15 protein-coding genes are annotated in these 18,385 nt (G+C 71.9%); 7 read left to right on the forward strand and 8 right to left on the reverse strand.

Going from position 1 to position 18,385, the window contains the following annotated elements:
- The first annotated feature begins 2 nt into the window (after positions 1-2).
- Together ACFWBN_RS24720 and ACFWBN_RS24725 are read left to right on the forward strand one after the other, a co-directional pair.
- Entirely contained in the window at positions 3-383 is a 381-nt protein-coding gene (locus tag ACFWBN_RS24720; protein ID WP_385179094.1) for a DUF742 domain-containing protein, read from the forward strand.
- A complete protein-coding gene (locus ACFWBN_RS24725) occupies positions 383-1,042 on the forward strand; it encodes an ATP/GTP-binding protein (RefSeq protein ID WP_385179095.1) in 660 nt (219 codons plus the stop codon). The genes ACFWBN_RS24720 and ACFWBN_RS24725 overlap by 1 nt, the downstream gene beginning before the upstream one ends.
- Before the next feature lie 37 nt (positions 1,043-1,079).
- Here ACFWBN_RS24725 and ACFWBN_RS24730 read toward each other — a convergent pair whose 3' ends face one another.
- Entirely contained in the window at positions 1,080-1,508 is a 429-nt protein-coding gene (locus ACFWBN_RS24730) for a PPOX class F420-dependent oxidoreductase (RefSeq protein ID WP_385179096.1), read from the reverse strand.
- A gap of 106 nt (positions 1,509-1,614) precedes the next feature.
- On the opposite strand from ACFWBN_RS24730, the gene ACFWBN_RS24735 reads away from it, so the two are divergent.
- Together ACFWBN_RS24735 and ACFWBN_RS24740 are read left to right on the forward strand one after the other, a co-directional pair.
- Positions 1,615-2,013 (forward strand): roadblock/LC7 domain-containing protein, encoded by a 399-nt coding sequence (locus ACFWBN_RS24735; protein WP_215016362.1) that lies wholly within the window; start codon positions 1,615-1,617, stop codon positions 2,011-2,013.
- Positions 2,014-2,106: 93 nt separating this feature from the next.
- Positions 2,107-3,039 (forward strand): DUF6397 family protein, encoded by a 933-nt coding sequence (locus tag ACFWBN_RS24740; protein WP_385179097.1) that lies wholly within the window; start codon positions 2,107-2,109, stop codon positions 3,037-3,039.
- Here ACFWBN_RS24740 and ACFWBN_RS24745 read toward each other — a convergent pair.
- From ACFWBN_RS24745 to ACFWBN_RS24755, 3 genes are all read right to left on the reverse strand, one after another.
- A complete protein-coding gene (locus ACFWBN_RS24745; RefSeq protein WP_385179098.1) occupies positions 3,003-3,404 on the reverse strand; it encodes a YchJ family protein in 402 nt (133 codons plus the stop codon). The genes ACFWBN_RS24740 and ACFWBN_RS24745 overlap by 37 nt on opposite strands.
- A gap of 8 nt (positions 3,405-3,412) precedes the next feature.
- Positions 3,413-4,318 carry an acyl-CoA thioesterase gene (locus ACFWBN_RS24750; protein WP_385179099.1) on the reverse strand — a complete coding sequence of 302 codons (906 nt, stop codon included), beginning with the start codon at positions 4,316-4,318 and terminating at the stop codon, positions 3,413-3,415.
- A gap of 79 nt (positions 4,319-4,397) precedes the next feature.
- Positions 4,398-6,920, reverse strand: a complete 2,523-nt coding sequence (locus tag ACFWBN_RS24755; protein ID WP_385179100.1) for a DEAD/DEAH box helicase — start codon at positions 6,918-6,920, stop codon at positions 4,398-4,400.
- A gap of 145 nt (positions 6,921-7,065) precedes the next feature.
- On the opposite strand from ACFWBN_RS24755, the gene ACFWBN_RS24760 reads away from it, so the two are divergent.
- Positions 7,066-7,857, forward strand: coding sequence for a metal-dependent hydrolase (locus tag ACFWBN_RS24760; RefSeq protein WP_385179101.1), 792 nt, complete (start codon positions 7,066-7,068; stop codon positions 7,855-7,857).
- Between the two features lie 251 nt (positions 7,858-8,108).
- On the opposite strand, the gene ACFWBN_RS24765 is transcribed toward ACFWBN_RS24760, so the two are convergent.
- From ACFWBN_RS24765 to ACFWBN_RS24780, 4 genes are all read right to left on the reverse strand, one after another.
- Positions 8,109-9,890 carry an ABC transporter ATP-binding protein gene (locus ACFWBN_RS24765; protein WP_385179102.1) on the reverse strand — a complete coding sequence of 594 codons (1,782 nt, stop codon included), beginning with the start codon at positions 9,888-9,890 and terminating at the stop codon, positions 8,109-8,111.
- Positions 9,887-11,725 carry an ABC transporter ATP-binding protein gene (locus ACFWBN_RS24770; RefSeq protein WP_385179103.1) on the reverse strand — a complete coding sequence of 613 codons (1,839 nt, stop codon included), beginning with the start codon at positions 11,723-11,725 and terminating at the stop codon, positions 9,887-9,889. Before ACFWBN_RS24770 ends, ACFWBN_RS24765 begins: the two co-directional genes overlap by 4 nt.
- Positions 11,726-11,873: 148 nt before the next feature.
- A complete protein-coding gene (locus ACFWBN_RS24775; RefSeq protein ID WP_385179104.1) occupies positions 11,874-14,810 on the reverse strand; it encodes an FAD-binding and (Fe-S)-binding domain-containing protein in 2,937 nt (978 codons plus the stop codon).
- Positions 14,811-14,857: 47 nt separating this feature from the next.
- On the reverse strand, positions 14,858-15,319 hold the full coding sequence (locus ACFWBN_RS24780; protein WP_385179105.1) for a MarR family winged helix-turn-helix transcriptional regulator: 462 nt from the start codon (positions 15,317-15,319) through the stop codon (positions 14,858-14,860).
- Positions 15,320-15,405: 86 nt separating this feature from the next.
- On the opposite strand from ACFWBN_RS24780, the gene ACFWBN_RS24785 reads away from it, so the two are divergent.
- Positions 15,406-17,268 (forward strand): ABC transporter ATP-binding protein, encoded by a 1,863-nt coding sequence (locus tag ACFWBN_RS24785; RefSeq protein WP_385179106.1) that lies wholly within the window; start codon positions 15,406-15,408, stop codon positions 17,266-17,268.
- A 63-nt stretch (positions 17,269-17,331) separates the two neighbouring features.
- Positions 17,332-18,201, forward strand: coding sequence for an endolytic transglycosylase MltG (mltG, locus tag ACFWBN_RS24790; RefSeq protein WP_385179107.1), 870 nt, complete (start codon positions 17,332-17,334; stop codon positions 18,199-18,201).
- Positions 18,202-18,385: the final 184 nt, after the last annotated feature.

Below are 18,385 nucleotides of genomic sequence, written 5' to 3' on the forward strand. Positions count from 1 at the left end.
ACATGAACGGCCAGTGGTACGACGCCGACGCGGGCCCGCTCGTCCGTCCGTACGCCATGACCGGCGGGCGCACGAAGCCGGGACCCCACGGGGTGCGCTTCGACCTGATCGCGCTGGTCGTGGTGGACCCGCAGGGCACCGACGAGGCGGCCGAGTCCCTGCTGGGCCCCGAACACCGGGCGCTGCTCGGGCTCTGCCGGGCCGAGACCCAGTCGGTGGCGGAGCTCGCCGCCGACGCGGACCTGCCCGTGGGGGTGGTGCGGGTGCTCCTCGGGGACCTGCTGGAGGGCGGGCACGTCAAGGTCAGCCGGCCGGTACCGCCCGCGCAGCTGCCGGACGAGCGGATTCTGCGGGAAGTCATCGAGGGATTGCGAGCGCTGTGATGGGACAACACGACAACGGGCCCCTCGGGCCGGCCCCGGACACGGCCGCCGATCCCGGGGACGACGGCGAACTGGCCGCGCTCGCCCTGAAGATCCTGGTCGCGGGCGGCTTCGGGGTCGGCAAGACCACGCTGGTGGGCGCGGTGAGCGAGATCCGCCCGCTGCGGACGGAGGAACTGCTCAGCGAGGCGGGCGAACTGGTCGACGACACGGGCGGGGTGGACCAGAAGACGACCACGACGGTGGCCATGGACTTCGGACGGATCACCATCCGCTCCGGGCTGTCGCTGTACCTGTTCGGCACGCCCGGGCAGGACCGCTTCTGGTTCCTGTGGGACGAGCTGTCGCAGGGGGCGCTGGGCGCGGTGGTCCTCGCCGACACGCGGCGGCTGGAGGACTGCTTCCCCGCCGTGGACTACTTCGAGCACCGGCGCATCCCGTTCGTCGTGGCCGTCAACTGCTTCACGGACGCGCGGCGGTACGGGGCGCACGAGGTGTCGCGGGCGCTGGACCTGGACCAGGGGACGCCGGTGGTGCTGTGTGACGCGCGGGACAAGGACTCGGGGAAGGAAGTGCTGATCAGGCTGGTCGAGTACGCGGGGCGGGTGCACACCGCCCGGCTGTTGGACTCGGTGGAGCCGCAGGCCGATTCGGTGTGAACCGGCCTGCGGCGAGGAGGGGGTGGTGGGATCGGGGTCAGTCCGATACGCCGGAGATCGCTATCACCTTGTCGATGGGGACCCGGACGAGGAGTTCGCCGGGGACCGCGTTGCGGCGGCCGAAGGCCTCGGCGCGCTCCTCGCCCATGTAGCGGGCGCCGATCCTGGTCGCCCACGTGAGCAGCTCGTCCGGTTCCTCGCTGATCTCGGCGCGGCCCTGGAGCACGACGTAGGCGTACGGGGGCCGGTCGTCGTCCACGCACAGCGCGACCCGGCCGTCACGGGCGAGGTTCCGTCCCTTGACGGTGTCCTTGCCGGTGTTGAACAGGAAGGAATCGCCGTCGAGTACGAACCAGACGGGGGCGATGTGGGGGCTTCCGTCGGCACGGACGGTGGAGAGTTTCCCGGTGCGGGTGGAATGGGAGACGAACGCACGCCATTCCTCTTGAGTCATCTTCTTCGCCATGGGGACATCCTCCTTGCCGGAAAGGCACTGGTGGGGAAGGCTTGCGCCACAACTACGCGGGGTGAGGCGCGGCCATGTCGGCCGGGTCAACGGGGAGGGGCTGGGAATGGCACTGGACAAGCAGCTCGACTGGCTGCTGGACGACCTGACACGCAGGGTCCAGCAGGTGCGGCATGCGGTGGTGCTGTCCAACGACGGCCTGGTGACGGGCGCGAGCGCGGGGCTGGCGCGGGAGGACTCGGAGCACCTGGCGGCGGTCGCCGCAGGGCTGCAGAGCCTGGCCAAGGGGTCGGGGCGGCACTTTCGGGCCGGGGAGGTCCGGCAGACGATGGTCGAGTACGACGAAGGGGTCCTCTTCGTCATGGCGGCGGGTGCGGGGAGCTGCCTGTGCGTGCTGAGCGCGTCCGAGGCGGACATCGGGCAGGTCGCGTACGAGATGACGCTGCTGGTCAACCGGGTGGGCGAGCACCTCGGGGTCGCGGAGCGGCGCGTCACCGGCGGCTGAGGCTCCGGAGTTGTCCACAGGCCTCGCGGGGTGTCGTCGCGCTGAGTTACGGTCTTCACACAGAGTAATCACTGCTCGTGGGGGAGGACCGTCATGACGACACAACTGACGACACAACCGAGGACACGGCCGGCGGCACGGCTGACGACGGATGGGGCGGCACGGCTGACGACGACACGGCTGGGGGCCGTGGCTCGGGACGACGTGGCCGCGGAGGTCGTCGGCCGGGTCGATGCCGATGCCGATGCCGGTGCCGATGGCTGTGGGGATGAGCTGGTGGGCGGTGTGCCGGCCGCCGGGGAACTGGGGTTGAGCCGGGGCGAGTTCGCCCGGGCCGTCCAGCTGGGGATCGTGCGCGCCGGTCCGCCGGCCGGCGGGGCCGCGCGCTACGCGCGGGCCGAGCTGGAGCGGGTCAGGTCCGCCGAGGGGTGGCCGGGCGCCCTGCGCGAACGGGTCGAGACCGTGGCCGGAGCCCAGGCCGCGGCCGAGGTGATGGGGGTCGGCCCGAGCCGCTTCACCCGGCTCGCGCGCTGCGGGCACCTCACCCCGGTGGCCTACCGGATCAACCGCTACCGGGCCGTGGTGTGGCTCTATCTGACCGCGGAGCTACGGGAGTTCGCGGGGCGGGAGCCGGCGATGCTGCGCGGGATCGCGCCCCCGCCGGACCGGGAGCTGATGGCGGCCAGGGCTGACCTGCGCCCGCCGAAGTGGCGCGGGCGGCACGTCGGGCTGCTGCTGAGACGGACCGCAGACCCGTGGGAGCGCGCGGCGGTACTGGCCTCCGTACTGCCGGAGGAGGAGCTGCTGCGGGCCGTGCCCGACCCGTCGGAGCGGATCGTCCTGGCCGCGCTCGCTCCGCCTCCGCCGTACGGGCATCCGCAGGTTCCGGCGGCCGCGGCCGTGGCGCTTCGGCTGTTGAAGGCCGAAGCGCCCGAGGAGGTCCACTGGTACCGCACCAGCCTGGAGTTCGCGCTGACCGGGGCGCGCGGTCAGTCGAAGTCGACGGGGGACAGGGGGCCGACGTAGACCCAGGCCCCGTTCTCCCGGGAGAAGCTGCTGTGCTCGTGGAGTGAGCCGGTGTGCCGGCCCTCGCGGTAGTGCGCCCGGAACTCCACCGAGCCCTCCGTCTCGAACATCCCGCCGCGTTCGGTGGCGAGGATCTCCAGCCGCTCCCAGCGCTGGCCGGGATCCAGGTCGAGCCGGTCCGGGCGCGTGGAGGGGTGCCAGGAGCGCAGCAGGTAGGCCGTGTCGCCGACGGCGAAGGCGCTGAAGCGCGAGCGCATCAGCCGCTCGGCCGTGGGCGCCTGCCGGTCGCCGGAGTGGAAGCGGCCGCAGCAGTCCGCGTAGGCGGCGGGCAGCCCGCAGGGGCAGGGGAGGGCCGGGGTGGGCATGGGATTGCTCAGTTCTCGGAGGAGGGCGTGGCCGGCCGGGACGGCTTGGCGGGGTACGGGCGGAAGAGGCCTTCCTGGACCACGGAGACCAGCAGCCTGCCCTCCAGGTCGTAGATGCGGCCGCGGGCCAGGCCCCGGCCGCCGTGGGCGATGGGGGACTCCTGGTCGTAGAGGAACCACTCGTCCGCCCGGAACGGCCGGTGGAACCACATGGCGTGGTCCAGGCTCGCCATGTCGAATCCGCGCATCCCCCACAGGGGTTCCACCGGGATGCGCACGGCGTCGAGGAGGGTCATGTCACTGGCGTAGGTGAGGGCGCAGGTGTGCACGAGCGGGTCGTCGCCCAGCGGGCCGACCGCCCGCATCCACACCGCGCTGCGCGGATCGGCGCCCTTGAGCTCTTTGGGGGCCCAGCGGAGCCGGTTCACGTAGCGGATGTCGAAGGCCTGGCGGCGGGCCATCCGCTCCAGGGCCTCGGGCAGGGCGCCGAGGTGCTCGCGGATCTCGTCCGCGACCTTCGGGAGGGTGTCCGGATGGGGGACGTGGTGGGGAGGCAGCTGATGCTCGATGCCGCCCTCCTCCGGATGATGGAAGGAGGCGGTGAGATTGAAGATCGTCTTGCCCTGCTGGACCGCGGTGACCCGGCGCGTGGTGAAGGACCGCCCGTCGCGCACGCGCTCCACCTGGTACACGATCGGCACCCCGGGGATGCCGGGGCGCAGGAAGTACGCGTGCAGCGAGTGGACGGGGCGGTCGCTCTCCGTGGTGCGGCCGGCGGCCACCAGCGCCTGGCCGGCGACCTGGCCGCCGAAGACGCGCTGGAGGGACTCCTGGGGGCTGGCGCCGCGGAAGATGTTGACCTCGATCTGCTCCAGATCGAGCAGATCGACCAGTCTCTCGGCGGGGTTCGTCATCAGAGGTTCTCCACTGTCAGGTCCGGGCGGCGCCTGCGGGACGCGGGCGCCGGCGGGTCCGGCGGGATGCGGGGTGCGGTCAGAGCGCGCCGAGTTCGCCGACGGAGGTGACCCGGATGACCGCCCGGCCCTCTTCGTCGGAGGCCGCGAGGTCGACCTCGGCGCTGATGCCCCAGCCATGGTCCCCGTTCGGGTCGGCGAAGGTCTGGCGGACGCGCCACAGGCCGTGCGCCGCGTCCTCCTCGATCTGGAGCAGCTTGGGGCCGCGGGCGTCGGGGCCGGTGCCCAGGTCGTCGTACTCGTCCCAGTACCCGTCCATGGCCTCGCCCCAGGCGTCGGCGTCCCAGCCGGACTCGGCGTCCAGCTCGCCCAGCACGTTGACGTGGTCGAGGGCGGCCAGCTCCACCCGGCGGAACATGGCGTTGCGGACCAGGACGCGGAAGGCGCGCGAGTTGGCGGTGACCGGCTTGACCTGGTCGGCCTTCTCCTGGGCCTGCTCCGCCGTCTCCACCTCCGGGTTCGCCAGCTGCTCCCACTCGTCCAGCAGGCTGGAGTCGACCTGGCGGACCAGCTCGCCGAGCCATTCGATGAGGTCCTGGAGGTCCTCGGACTTGAGGTCGTCGGGGATGGTGTGGTCCAGAGCCTTGAACGCGCTCGCCAGGTAGCGCAGCACGATGCCCTCGGTGCGGGCCAGCTCGTAGAAGGAGGTGAATTCGGTGAAGGTCATCGCGCGCTCGTACATGTCGCGGATGATCGACTTCGGGGAGACGGGGTGGTCGCGCACCCACGGGTGGCTCTTGGCGTACACGTCGTAGGCGTGGAAGAGCAGTTCTTCGAGCGGCTTGGGGTAGGTGACGTCCTGGAGCCGCTCCATCCGCTCCTCGTACTCGATCCCGTCGGCCTTCATCTGGCCGACCTGGATGCCGCGTTCCTTGTTCTGCTGGGCGGCGAGGATCTGGCGCGGGTCGTCCAGCGTGGACTCCACGACGGACACCATGTCCAGCGCGTAGGAGGGGGACTCCGGGTCGAGCAGGTCGAAGGAGGCCAGTGCGAAGGTGGACAGCGGCTGGTTGAGCGCGAAGTCCTGCTGGAGGTCGACGGTGAGCCGGATGGTGCGGCCCTCCGCGTCCGGGGTGTCGAGCTTCTCGACGACGCCGCCGTCCAGCAGCGAGCGGTAGATCGCGATGGCCCGGCGGATGTGCCGCAGCTGGGCCTTGCGCGGCTCGTGGTTGTCCTCCAGGAGGTGGCGCATCGCCTTGAAGGCGTCGCCCGGCCGGGCGATGACCGACAGCAGCATGATGTTGGTGACCTTGAAGCGCGAGGTCAGCGCCTCCGGGTCGGCGGCGATGAGCTTCTCGAAGGTGGTGTCCGACCAGGCGACGAAGCCCTCGGGAGCCTTCTTGCGCACCACCTTGCGGCGCTTCTTCGGGTCGTCGCCGGCCTTGGCGAGCGCCTTCTCGTTCTCGATGACGTGCTCGGGCGCCTGGGCGACCACGTAGCCCGCCGTGTCGAATCCGGCCCGGCCGGCGCGGCCGGCGATCTGGTGGAACTCGCGGGCGCGCAGAGTGCGGACCCGGTTGCCGTCGTACTTGGTGAGCGCGGTGAACAGCACCGTGCGGATCGGGACGTTGACCCCGACGCCGAGGGTGTCCGTTCCGCAGATGACCTTCAGCAGACCGGCCTGGGCGAGCTTCTCGACCAGACGGCGGTACTTGGGCAGCATGCCGGCGTGGTGCACGCCGATGCCGTGCCGGACGTAGCGGGAGAGGTTCTGGCCGAACTTCGTGGTGAAGCGGAAGTTGCCGATCAGGTCCTGGATCTTGTCCTTCTCCTCGCGGGTGCACATGTTGATGCTCATGAGCGACTGCGCCCGCTCGACCGCCTGGGCCTGGGTGAAGTGCACGATGTAGACGGGAGCCTGCCGGGTCTCCAGCAGTTCGGTGATCGTGTCGGTGATCGGCGTGGTCACGTACTCGTAGGACAGCGGGACGGGCCGCGTCGCCGAGCGCACCACCGAGGTGGGCCGGCCCGTACGCCGGGTCAGGTCCTCCTCGAACCGCTTCATGTCGCCGAGGGTCGCCGACATCAGGACGAACTGCGCCTGCGGCAGCTCCAGCAGCGGGATCTGCCAGGCCCAGCCGCGGTCCGGCTCGGCATAGAAGTGGAACTCGTCCATGACGACCTGGCCGATGTCGGCGTGCTTGCCGTCGCGCAGGGCGATGGAGGCCAGGACCTCGGCGGTGCAGCAGATCACGGGCGCGTCCGCGTTCACGGAAGCGTCGCCGGTCAGCATGCCGACGTTCTCGGTGCCGAAGAGCTTGCACAGGTCGAAGAACTTCTCCGACACCAGCGCCTTGATCGGCGCGGTGTAGAAGGTGACCTTGTCCTGGGCCAGGGCCGTGAAGTGCGCGCCCGCCGCGACCAGGCTCTTGCCGGAGCCGGTCGGGGTGGAGAGGATCACGTTCGCCCCGGAGACGACCTCGATCAGCGCCTCCTCCTGAGCCGGGTACAGGGTGATGCCCTGGTCCTCCGCCCACGAGGAGAAAGCCTCGAAGAGGGCATCGGGGTCGGCGTTCGGCGGGAGCTGATCAATGAGGGTCACACCCCCCATCTTGCCTGGCTTCCCCCCGGATGCGGGAACCGGCGGACAGAACGAAGATCGTCGACGGTACGCTGTGCCGTCGACGCGGCCCGAACGAAACCTTCAACAGGGCCCGACCAGCACAGAACCGGGGCGGGAAACGACCATGATGGGTCCGGCGCACTCACTGTCAGGGGCAGCGGCCTGGCTGGGGGTGGGCGCGGCGACCGCGGCCGCCGGACACCCCATGCCGTGGCCGGTCCTCGTCGTAGGAGCGCTGATCTGCGCGGGAGCCGCCCTGGCCCCCGACCTCGACCACAAGTCGGCGACGATCTCCCGCGCCTTCGGCCCGCTCTCCCGCGGCCTGTGCGAGGTGGTCGACAAGATCTCCTACGCCGTCTACAAGGCCACCCGCTCCCCGAAGGACGCCCGCCGCACCGGGGGCCACCGCACCCTGACGCACACCTGGCTCTGGGCCGTCCTGATCGGCGGCGGGGCCTCCGTGCTCGCCGTGACCGCCGACCGCTGGGGCGTGCTCGCGCTGCTCTTCGTCCACCTGGTGCTGGCCGTCGAAGGCCTGCTGTGGCGGGCCGCCCGGATGTCCAGCGACGTCCTGGTCTGGCTGCTCGGCGCGACCAGCGCGTGGATCCTGGCCGGGGTGCTGGACCAGCCGGGCAACGGCGCGGGCTGGCTGTTCACCGGGCCCGGGCAGGAGTACCTCTGGCTGGGCCTGCCGATCCTGCTCGGCGCGCTCGTCCACGACATCGGCGACGCGCTGACCGTCTCCGGCTGCCCGGTCCTGTGGCCGCTCCCGATCGCCGGGAAGCGCTGGTACCCGATCGGCCCGCCGAAGATGATGCGCTTCCGGGCCGGCAGCTGGGTGGAGCTCAAGGTCCTGATGCCGGTGTTCGTCCTGCTGGGCGGCTTCGGCGGGGCCTCGGCCCTCGGCTTCATCTAGTGCTGTGACCGGAAAGGTTCACCGGGTCGCGGCGCTCCCCCAGCTACCGCTGGGAGGTACCCCCAGGCACGGCACCTCGCCGCGTTGTCGGACCACGCAAGTACGTCCAGTACGAGCCGCGGTCCTCCGCCTTGCGATGCACCGCACCGGACACCGCGACCCGGCAAACCTTCCCGGCCACAGCACTAGGACCGACCCGTCCGAGGGACGGGCTGCGCGGGGCGGGCGGTGACCCGCCCCGCGCACCGGGGTCACCCGTGCCAGGACCGCCACAGGGCCGCGTACGCACCGTCGGCCGCGACCAGTTCGTCGTGCGAGCCGAGTTCGCTGATCCGGCCGCCCTCGACCACCGCGATCACGTCCGCGTCGTGCGCGGTGTGCAGGCGGTGGGCGATGGCGATGACCGTCCGGCCGTCCAGCACCCGGGCCAGGGAACGCTCCAGGTGCCGGGCGGCGCGCGGGTCCAGCAGCGAGGTTGCCTCGTCCAGCACCAGGGTGTGCGGGTCGGCCAGCACCAGCCGGGCCAGCGCGATCTGCTGGGCCTGCGCCGGGGTCAGCGCCGTACCGCCGGAACCGACCTCGGTGTCCAGACCGGCCGCCAGGGCACGGGCCCAGCCGTCCGCGTCCACCGCGCCCAGCGCCGCCCACAGCTCCGCGTCCCCGGCGCCCGTGCGGGCGAGGCGCAGGTTGTCCCGCAGCGAGCCCACGAACACGTGGTGCTCCTGGTTGACCAGCGCCACGTGCTCGCGCACCCGCTCCGCCGGCATCTGCGACAGCCGCGCCCCGCCGAGGGTGATCTCGCCGGTCCGCGGTGCGTAGATGCCCGCGAGCAGCCGCCCCAGCGTGGACTTGCCCGCGCCCGACGGGCCTACGAGCGCCATCCGGGTACCCGGCGGGACGGACATCGACACCTGGTGCAGGACGTCCACGCCCTCCCGGTATCCGAAGTGGACCTCGTCCGCGCGGACGTCCCGGCCCTCGGGCCCGATCTTCGCGTCCCCCGCGTCCGGTTCGATCTCCCGTACGCCCACCAGGCGGGCCAGGGAGACCTGGGCGATCTGCAGTTCGTCGTACCAGCGCAGGATCAGGCCGATCGGATCGACCATCATCTGGGCCAGCAGCGCGCCCGTGGTCAGCTGTCCCACCGACATCCAGCCCCGCATCACGCAGAAGCCGCCGATCATCAGCACGGAGCCGAGGATGGTCACGTAGGTGACGTTGACGACGGGGAAGAGGACCGTGCGCAGGAACAGCGTGTACCGCTCCCACGCCGTCCACTGCTTGATCCGCCGCTCCGACAGCGCGATCCGGTCCTGCCCCAGGCGGTGCGCCTCGATGGTGCGGCCCGCGTCCACCGTCTCGGTGAGCGCGGCCGCGACCGCCGCGTAGCCGGCCGCCTCCGAGCGGTACGCAGACGGCGCCCGCCGGAAGTACCAGCGGCAGCCGATCACCAGCACCGGCAGCGCCACCAGTGCGGCCAGCGCCAGCGGCGGGGCCGTCACCGCGAGCGCCCCGAAGAGCAGCCCCGCCCACACCACGCCGATGGCCAGCTGCGGCACGGCCTCGCGCATCGCGTTGGCCAGCCGGTCGATGTCGGTGGTGATCCGCGACAGCAGGTCACCGGTGCCGGCCCGCTCCAGCACGCCCGGCGGCAGCCCCACCGACCGTACGAGGAAGTCCTCGCGCAGATCGGCCAGCATCTGCTCGCCGAGCATCGCCCCGCGCAGCCGGACCAGCCGGACGAAGAACGTCTGGATCGCGAGCGCCAGCGCGAACAGCAGTCCCACGCGCTCCAGATGGAGCTCGCGCGCCCCCGCCGTGAGGTCGTCCACGACCCGGCCCAGCAGGTAGGGGCCGACCATGGAGGCGATCACCGCGATCGCGTTGACCGCCACCAGCACCACGAAGGCCCGCCGGTGCCGCCGGAACAGGCCGCGCACATAGCCCCGTACGGTCGCGGCCGTGCCCACGGGCAGGGTCGCGGCCGACTCGGGGGCCGCCGGATCGTATTCCGGCGGCGCCACGCCGATCATGCGGATTCCTCGATCTCTGTGAGTACGTCTTCCAGCCGGTTCATTTCCACCACGGCGAGGCGCTGCTCCTCCTCCGTCTCGCGGGTGACGACCGCCCGGTAGAGCGGCTCGCCGTGCAGCAGCTCCCGGTGCGTACCGATCGCCACCACCTTCCCCTCGTCGATGAGGACGACCCGGTCCGCGCGGTCGAGCAGCAGCGGCGAGGAGGCCAGGACCACCGTGGTGCGCCCGGCGCGCAGCGCCGCGACCCCGTCCGCGATCCGTGCCTCGGTGTGCGAGTCGACCGCGGAGGTCGGCTCGTCCAGCACCAGCACCTCCGGATCGGTGACCAGGGAGCGCGCGAGCGCCAGCCGCTGGCGCTGCCCGCCCGACAGCGACCGGCCGCGCTCGGTGATCCGTGCGTCCATCGGATCGTCGACCCCGTCCGGGGCCGACTGCAGCAGCGCGTCCAGCACGTCCCCGCACTGGGCCGCCTCCAGGGCCGCGCCGGACTCCACCGCTCCGGAGGCCGGTACGTCGAACAGCTCGCGCAGGGTTCCGGACAGCAGCACCGGTTCCTTGTCCTGTACGAGGACCAGCGTGCGCGCGGTGTCCAGCGCGAGATCGTCCAGCGCGACCCCGCCGAGGAGCACCGAGGGCCCGGCGTCCGTGCCCTCCTCCCCGTCCATCGGATGGCCGCCGAGGCGTTCCGCGAGCCGGCCCGCCAGGTCCGGGTCCCCGCACACGACGGCCGTGAACCGGCCCGCGGGGACCAGCAGTCCGGTCTGCGGGTCGTACAGGTCCCCGCCCGGAGCGGGGGCCTTGGGAACCTCGGCGTCCGCGGGCCGCTCGGCGGCGTCCGTGCGGGTCAGCGACAGCACCCGGGCGGCCCGCTGGGCGGAGGGGCGCGAGAAGGAGTACGCCATGGCGATCTCCTCGAAGTGCCGCAGCGGGTAGAGGAGCGTGGCCACCGCGCTGAACGCCGCGACGAGTTCACCCACCGCGATCCGCCCGTCCACGACGAGCGTGGCGCCGTACCAGACCACCGTGATCAGCAGCGCTCCCGGCAGGAGCACCTGGATCGCGGAGATCAGCGCCCACATGCGGGCGCTGCGCACGGCCGCCTTGCGGACCTCCTGCGAGGCCTCGCGGTAGCGGCCGAGGAAGAGTTCCTCGCCGCCGATCCCGCGCAGCACCCGCAGGCCCGCGACCGTGTCCGAGGCCAGCTCGGTGGCCTTGCCCGCCTTCTCCCGCTGGAAGTCGGCCCGCCGGGTGGCGCGGGGCAGCAGCGGCAGCGCGGCCAGGGCGACCAGCGGCACGCCGATCGCCACGACCACGCCCAGCGCGGGCGCGTAGAACAGCAGGCCGACGCAGACGAGGACGACGGCGAAGGCGGCCGCGAGGAAGCGGGAGACCGCCTCGACGAACCAGCCGATCTTCTCGACGTCGCCCGTGGACACGGCGACCACCTCGCCCGCGGCGACCCTCCGGGTCAGGGCGGAGCCCAGTTCGGCGGTCTTGCGCGCCAGCAACTGCTGCACGCGCGCCGCGGCGGTGATCCAGTTGGTGACGGCGGTCCGGTGCAGCATGGCGTCACCGACCGAGATGGCGACGCCGAGCAGGACGAGCAGCCCGCCGACGAGCAGCAGCCGGCCGGCGTCGTGGTCGACGACCGCGTCCACGCCCAGCCCTACCGTGTACGGCAGTCCGGCGATGCCGGAGAAGTGCAGCAGCCCCCAGCCCAGGCTCTTGAACTGGCCGCCGAGCTGACCCCGGCCCAGCCACACCAGGAACCGGGGACCGGAACGAGCGTCGGGTACCCCGGGATCCGGATACGGAAGATCGCTGATCTGCATGACGCCCCATGACTGGTCGAGTGGTTCAAACCGTGCAAGGTTCGCCTTCCGGACTGGCTCCGGGCAATTGATTTTCCGTCGGCCGAGCCCCCTCGCGGGGAGGTTTACGGGCCTGCCGGACGACGTAGCGCCAGGTCAGGAACAACGATCAGGGGCGCGTGGCGTGCTCCAGTTCGAGCAGAACCGAGTAATAGCCGCGTCCGGTCGCCCGGTCCATGCCCACCTCGCACATCCGGTTCGCCGACAGATGGGCGTCGAACGGACGGGCCGTCACCTCCGCCGCCTCGCGCGCCGTCGCCGAGGCCGTCAGCTCCGGGTGCAGCATGCCCCGGTCGCCCGCGAAGGCGCAGCAGCCCGCGTCGTCCGGGACCACCACCTCGTCGGCGCACGCCTCGGCCACCGTCCGCAGCTGCGCCTCGTCCTCCAAGTGTCGCATCGAGCAGGTCGGGTGGAGCACCGCCGAACCCACGGTGCGGAGGACCTCCAGATGCGGCAGCAGCTCTTCGGCCGCCCACACGACGGAGTCGACGATCCGCAACTCCGCGTGCAGCGCCCGGTTGTCGTCCGTCAGGTACGGGACCACCTCGTGCGCGATGCCCAGCGTGCACGAGGAGGCGTCGACGACCAGCGGCAGCCGCCCGCCGGCGGTCCAGCCCCAGGCCGCCTCGACGATCCGGTTGGCCATCACGCGGGTCCCGGCGTCGTAGCCCTTGGAGTGCCAGATCGTCGCGCAGCAGGTGCCCGTCACGTCGCGGGGGATCCACACCGGCTTGCCGGCCCGCTCCGACACGGCCACCACGGCCTCCGGCAGGGAGGGCCCGGGGCGGCCTTCGGGGCCGCCGAAGATCCGGTTGACGCAGGCCGGGTAGTACACGGCGGCGGCGCCCACCCGCCGGGTGTCGGGCAGCTTCCGCGCCGCCGCACCGGGGATCTGCGGCAGCCACTCCGGAACCAGGTCGGGCCGTACGGCCTTCCGCGCCGCCCCCGTCACGGCCGCGAGGAGCCCGTCCCCGACCCGGTCGCCGATCTTGTCGGCGGCGGCCACGGCCAGCCGGGCGGCGCCCTCGACGGTCCGGAACCGGCGCGCGGCCAGCGCGGCCGCCCTCTCCTCGCGCGGGCTGTGCCGGCGGTGGCGGAAGTCCTTCATCAGCGCGCCCGTGTCGATGCCCACGGGACAGGCGAGCTTGCAGGTGGAGTCGCCCGCACAGGTGTCGACGGCGTCGTAGCCGTAGGCCTCCAGCAGCCCGTCCAGCACCGGGGAACCGGGCGGCTGGCGCATCATCTCGCGGCGCAGCACGATCCGCTGGCGCGGAGTGGTCGTCAGGTCCTCGCTGGGGCAGGTCGGTTCGCAGAACCCGCACTCGATGCAGGGGTCGGCCACCGCCTCCACCTTCGGGATCGTCTTCAGCCCGCGCAGGTGCGCCAGCGGGTCGCGGTCGAGAAGGATCCGCGGGGCGAGCACCCCGTCCGGGTCCACGGTCCGCTTGGTGCGCCACATCAGCCCGGTGGCCTTGGGGCCCCACTCCAGCTCCAGGAAGGGGGCGATGTTGCGGCCGGTGGAGTGCTCGGCCTTCAGCGAGCCGTCGAACCGCTCCACGGTGAGCCGGCAGAAGGCGTCCATGAAGGCCGCGTACCGCTGGACGTCGGCGGGCTTGGCGGCGTCGAAGGCGAGCAGGAAGTGCAGGTTGCCGTGGGCCGCGTGACCTGCGACGGCCGCGTCGAAGCCGTGCCGCGCCTGGAGTTCGAGGAGCGCTTCGCAGGCCTCGGCCAGCCGGGAGGGCGGCACGGCGAAGTCCTCGGTGATCAGCGTGGTGCCGGACGCGCGGGCTCCGCCGACGGCGGTGACGAAGGCCTTGCGGGCCTTCCAGTAGCCGCTGATGGTGTGCGCGTCCCGGGTGAAGGCGTTGGTGACCGAGGGCACCGGCGCCACCAGGTCGAGTCCGGCGAGGACTTCGGCCGCGCGGCGCTCGTACGCGTCCCGGCCGGCCTCGTCCGGAGCGCGGAACTCCACCAGCAGCGCGGTGGTGCCTTTGGGCAGCTCCGCCCAGTCGGCGGGGACGCCCGCGACGCTGACCGAGGCGCGCAGGGTGTTGCCGTCCATCAGCTCGACGGCGATGGCGCCCGCCTCGTTGAAGAGGGGTACGGCAGCGGCCGCGGCGGGCAGCGAGGGGAAGAACAGCAGGGCGGAGCAGAGTTCACGGTCCAGCGGGAGGGTGTCGAAGACGACCTCGGAGATGAAGCCGAGGGTGCCCTCCGAGCCGACCATCAGCCCGCGCAGGATCTCCACGGGGGTGTTGCCGTCCAGGTAGGCGTCGAGGCGGTAGCCGGTGGTGTTCTTGATCTCGTACTTGGCGCGGATCCGCCGGACGAGTTCCGGGTCGGCCTCGATCTCCTTCTTGATCTCCATCAGCCCGTGGCACAGGGCCGGTTCGGCGCGCGCCAGTTCCTCGTCGGCCAGCGGGTCCGCGGTGTCCACGACGGTTCCGCCGGGGAGGACGAAGGTGAGGGAGGAGAGCGTGCGGTACGAGTTCCTGGTGGTGCCCGCCGTCATGCCCGAGGCGTTGTTGGCGACGACTCCGCCGAGGGTGCAGGCGATGGCGCTGGCCGGATCGGGGCCGAGGACGCGGCCGTGCCGGGCGAGGGCGGCGTTGGCCCGCAGCACGGTGGTGCCGGGCCGGATCCGGGCGCGCCGGCCCCCGTCCAGCACTTCGATGCCGGCCCAGTGGCGGCGTACGTCGACGAGGATGTCCTCGCCCTGGGCCTGGCCGTTGAGCGAGGTCCCGGCGGCGCGGAAGACGACCTCGCGCTGCCGGCCGTGGGCGTACGAGAGGACCGCGGAGACGTCGTCGATGTCCTCGGCGATCACGACGACCTGGGGCACGAAGCGGTAGGGGGAGGCGTCCGTGGCGTAGCGGACCAGGTCGGAGACCTTCCACAGGACCTTCTCGGGGCCCAGCAGCTCGGCCAGCTCGGTGCGCAGCGGCTCCGGGGTACCGGCGGCCCGGTGCTCGGGCATCCGGTCGGGGGCGGGGCCGCTGATGCTGCGGGGGCGCAGGGTCCCCGGCTTCGGTTCCAGCAGCGGCATGTGCGACCCCTCGCCTCATCGCGGCCCGCGCAGGCACGGCCGTCTTCTCAGCAGCGGCGCTCCGCCGGGGCGTCCGACAGGGCGTTCAGCAGGCCGCCGAGCACCTCGCGCTGTTCGGCGGTCAATGGAGCCAGGATCTCCTCTGCCGCGTCGGTTCGCGCGTTGCGCAGACGGCGCAGCGTGGCGCGGCCGGTGTCGGTGAGCTCGATCCTTATGACGCGGCGGTTCGCCGGGTCGGGCGCGCGGCGCACGCACTCGGCGGCCTCGAGGCCGTCCACGAGGGTGGTCACGGCGCGGGGGACGACCTCCAGGCGGGCGGCGAGATCCGCCATTCGGGGAGGGTCGCCGTCTTCGTAATGAGAGACCAGACGCAGCAGCCGGGACTGGGCCGGAGTGATCCCGAGCGGCTCCAGATGGCGCTTCTGGATGCGGTGGAGCCGACGGGTCAGGCGCAGCAACTGCTCGGCGAGCACGCCGTCTGTGGTGTCGGTCTCGGAAGGGGTCCTCATACTGGGGAACAGTACCAGGACCAGATTCATTGTGAGCATAGGTAACAATGAGCTATGCTCATCCGAGTCTCGTCAGAAGGAGGCCCATGCGCCCCGAAGAACCGAAGTGGACCCCATCGAAAGAATCCCTCGACCCCACCCGCCCCGCTCCGGCCGACCAGCCGCGCGAGCTGCGCCGCATCGTGGGCCTCTTCCGGCCCTACCGCGGCCGGCTCGCCGTCGTGGGTCTGCTCGTCGGCGCCTCCTCGCTCGTCGGCGTCGCCTCGCCGTTCCTGCTCAAGGAGATCCTCGACGTCGCGATCCCGCAGGGCCGTACCGGGCTGCTCAGCCTGCTCGCCCTCGGCATGATCCTCACCGCCGTCGTCACCAGCGTCTTCGGCGTGCTCCAGACCCTCATCTCCACCACGGTCGGCCAGCGCGTCATGCACGACCTGCGCACCGCCGTCTACGCACAGCTCCAGCGGATGCCGCTGGCCTTCTTCACCCGGACCCGCACCGGCGAGGTGCAGTCCCGCATAGCCAACGACATCGGCGGCATGCAGGCCACCGTCACCTCGACCGCCACCTCGCTCGTCTCGAACCTGACGGCCGTCATAGCCTCCGTGGTCGCGATGCTCGCCCTCGACTGGCGGCTCACCCTCGTCTCCCTGCTCCTGCTCCCCGTCTTCGTGTGGATCAGCCGCCGGGTCGGCCGCGAGCGCAAGAAGATCACCGCGCAGCGGCAGCGGCAGATGGCCACGATGGCCGCGACCGTCACCGAGTCCCTGTCGGTGAGCGGCATCCTGCTGGGCCGCACGATGGGCCGTTCCGAGTCCCTCACCGCCGCGTTCTCCGAGGAGTCCGAGAAGCTCGTCGGCCTCGAAGTGCGCTCCAGCATGGCCGGGCGCTGGCGGATGTCCACCATCGGCATCGTCATGGCCGCCATGCCCGCGCTCATCTACTGGGCCGCCGGCATAGCCCTGCAGACGGGTGCCCCCTCGCTCTCCGTCGGCACCCTCGTCGCCTTCGTCACCCTCCAGCAGGGCCTGTTCCGGCCCGCCGTCAGCCTGCTGTCGACCGGTGTGCAGATACAGACCTCGCTCGCGCTGTTCGCCCGCATCTTCGAGTACCTCGACCTGCCGGTCGACATCACCGAGCGCGAGGACGCCGTGCGCCTGGACCGGGCCAAGGGGGAAGTCCGGCTGGAGGACGTCCACTTCGCCTACGACGCGAAGAGCGGCCCGACGCTCACGGGGATCGACATCACCGTCCCGGCCGGAGGCTCCCTCGCCGTGGTCGGCCCGACGGGATCGGGCAAGAGCACGCTCAGCTACCTCGTGCCCCGGCTCTACGACGTCACCGGCGGCCGGGTGGCCCTGGACGGGGTGGACGTGCGCGACCTCGACTTCGACTCGCTGGCCCGCTCGATAGGCGTGGTCTCCCAGGAGACCTACCTCTTCCACGCCTCGGTCGCGGACAACCTCCGCTTCGCCAAACCGGACGCCACCGACGAGGAGATCGCCGAGGCGGCCCGCGCGGCCCAGATCCACGACCACATCGCCTCCCTGCCCGACGGGTACGACACCCTGGTCGGCGAACGCGGCTACCGCTTCTCCGGCGGCGAGAAGCAGCGCCTCGCCATCGCCCGGACCATCCTGCGGGACCCGCCGGTCCTGATTCTCGACGAGGCCACGAGCGCCCTCGACACCCGGACCGAGCATGCCGTCCAGCGGGCCATCGACAACCTGTCGCAGGGCCGTACCACCATCACCATCGCGCACCGGCTCTCGACCGTCCGCGATGCCGACCAGATCGTGGTCCTGGACGCCGGCCGGATAGCCGAGCGCGGTACGCACGAGGAGCTGTTGAAGGCGGACGGCCGGTATGCGGCCCTGGTGCGCCGGGACCGGGCCGCCACGCAGAAGCCGGCACCGGTGGACGGGGTCGAGCTGGCTCCGGTGAACGTGTGATCGTATGACGGGCGCACGGGCAGGATGCCGGGAATGTGGCGATATACGGGTTAGCGTTTCCGTATGCGTCATGAGTACCGGCCGCCACAGCACCGTTCCCGGCTCACCCGCCGGGGCCGGCTGGCGCTCTTCCTCGGCACGCTGATCGCGATCGGGGCGGCAACCCTGATCCCGCTGCTGCGTGGTGGCGAAGCGCCCGAGAGGCCGCGCCAGTTGGTGATCCCCGAGGGCTGGCGGGCCCCGCAGGTGTACGCGGCGGTCGACCGTGAGCTGAAGCTCCCGCCGGGATCCACGAAGTCGGCGGTGGCCGCCGCCGGGCTGGCTCTGCCCGCGGAGGCCAAGGGGAACCCGGAGGGCTACCTCTTCCCGGCGACGTACCCGGTGACCTCGAAGTCCACCCCGGCCACGCTCCTCGCGTACATGGTGCGCACGGCGAACGAGATGCTCGCCACCCGGGCCGTCGCGGACGGCGGCAAGGCCCACGGAATGACCCCGTACCAGACGGCCACCCTGGCCAGCATCATCGAGGCGGAGGCCGAGAGCCGCGCCGACATGGGCAAGGTCGCACGGGTGGTGCACAACCGGCTGGCGAAGTCGATGCCGCTCCAGATGGACTCCACCATCAACTACGCGCTGAACCGCAGCACCGTGGACACCACGCTGAGCGAGACCCGGATCGACAGCCCGTTCAACACCTACGAACGCCAGGGACTGCCGCCCACGCCGATCGACAGCCCGGGGCTGGAGGCCATGGCGGCCGCGGTCGCGCCGACGCCGGGCGACTGGCTGTTCTTCGTCACCGTGAAGCCGGGGGACACCCGCTTCTCGGCGACGTACGAGGAGCACAAGAAGCACGTCGCGGAGTTCAACCGGATCCGCGCCCACGCCCACGCGGGCTCCCGCGCAGGTCAGGAGGGTGCCGCCGGGAAATGAGGGGCGCCTGGCGCGGGATCGGTCCTACGATCGGCGGCCTGCCGGACGCGTGGACCGAGGGGGCGAGCCGTGAAGTGGCCATGGACAGCGAAAGCGAAAGAAAGAACGAGAGTCGAAGCCGAAGCCGAAGCGACGGCTGAGGCGGCGGCGCCGGAGAGCGTGCCCGGCGGCGAGGCGCAGGAGG

Source organism: Streptomyces sp. NPDC059989 (assembly GCF_042736975.1).
Taxonomy (GTDB): domain Bacteria; phylum Actinomycetota; class Actinomycetes; order Streptomycetales; family Streptomycetaceae; genus Streptomyces.

Bases quoted from the DNA above. Each gene is read 5' to 3' on its own strand.
- ACFWBN_RS24720 (WP_385179094.1), top strand. From the start codon at position 3: ATGAACGGCCAGTGGTACGACGCCGACGCGGGCCCGCTCGTCCGTCCG.
- ACFWBN_RS24725 (WP_385179095.1), top strand. From the start codon at position 383: ATGGGACAACACGACAACGGGCCCCTCGGGCCGGCCCCGGACACGGCC.
- ACFWBN_RS24730 (WP_385179096.1), bottom strand. From the start codon at position 1,508: ATGGCGAAGAAGATGACTCAAGAGGAATGGCGTGCGTTCGTCTCCCAT.
- ACFWBN_RS24735 (WP_215016362.1), top strand. From the start codon at position 1,615: ATGGCACTGGACAAGCAGCTCGACTGGCTGCTGGACGACCTGACACGC.
- ACFWBN_RS24740 (WP_385179097.1), top strand. From the start codon at position 2,107: ATGACGACACAACTGACGACACAACCGAGGACACGGCCGGCGGCACGG.
- ACFWBN_RS24745 (WP_385179098.1), bottom strand. From the start codon at position 3,404: ATGCCCACCCCGGCCCTCCCCTGCCCCTGCGGGCTGCCCGCCGCCTAC.
- ACFWBN_RS24750 (WP_385179099.1), bottom strand. From the start codon at position 4,318: ATGACGAACCCCGCCGAGAGACTGGTCGATCTGCTCGATCTGGAGCAG.
- ACFWBN_RS24760 (WP_385179101.1), top strand. From the start codon at position 7,066: ATGATGGGTCCGGCGCACTCACTGTCAGGGGCAGCGGCCTGGCTGGGG.
- ACFWBN_RS24765 (WP_385179102.1), bottom strand. From the start codon at position 9,890: ATGATCGGCGTGGCGCCGCCGGAATACGATCCGGCGGCCCCCGAGTCG.
- ACFWBN_RS24770 (WP_385179103.1), bottom strand. From the start codon at position 11,725: ATGCAGATCAGCGATCTTCCGTATCCGGATCCCGGGGTACCCGACGCT.
- ACFWBN_RS24775 (WP_385179104.1), bottom strand. From the start codon at position 14,810: ATGCCGCTGCTGGAACCGAAGCCGGGGACCCTGCGCCCCCGCAGCATC.
- ACFWBN_RS24780 (WP_385179105.1), bottom strand. From the start codon at position 15,319: ATGAGGACCCCTTCCGAGACCGACACCACAGACGGCGTGCTCGCCGAG.
- ACFWBN_RS24785 (WP_385179106.1), top strand. From the start codon at position 15,406: ATGCGCCCCGAAGAACCGAAGTGGACCCCATCGAAAGAATCCCTCGAC.
- mltG (WP_385179107.1), top strand. From the start codon at position 17,332: ATGCGTCATGAGTACCGGCCGCCACAGCACCGTTCCCGGCTCACCCGC.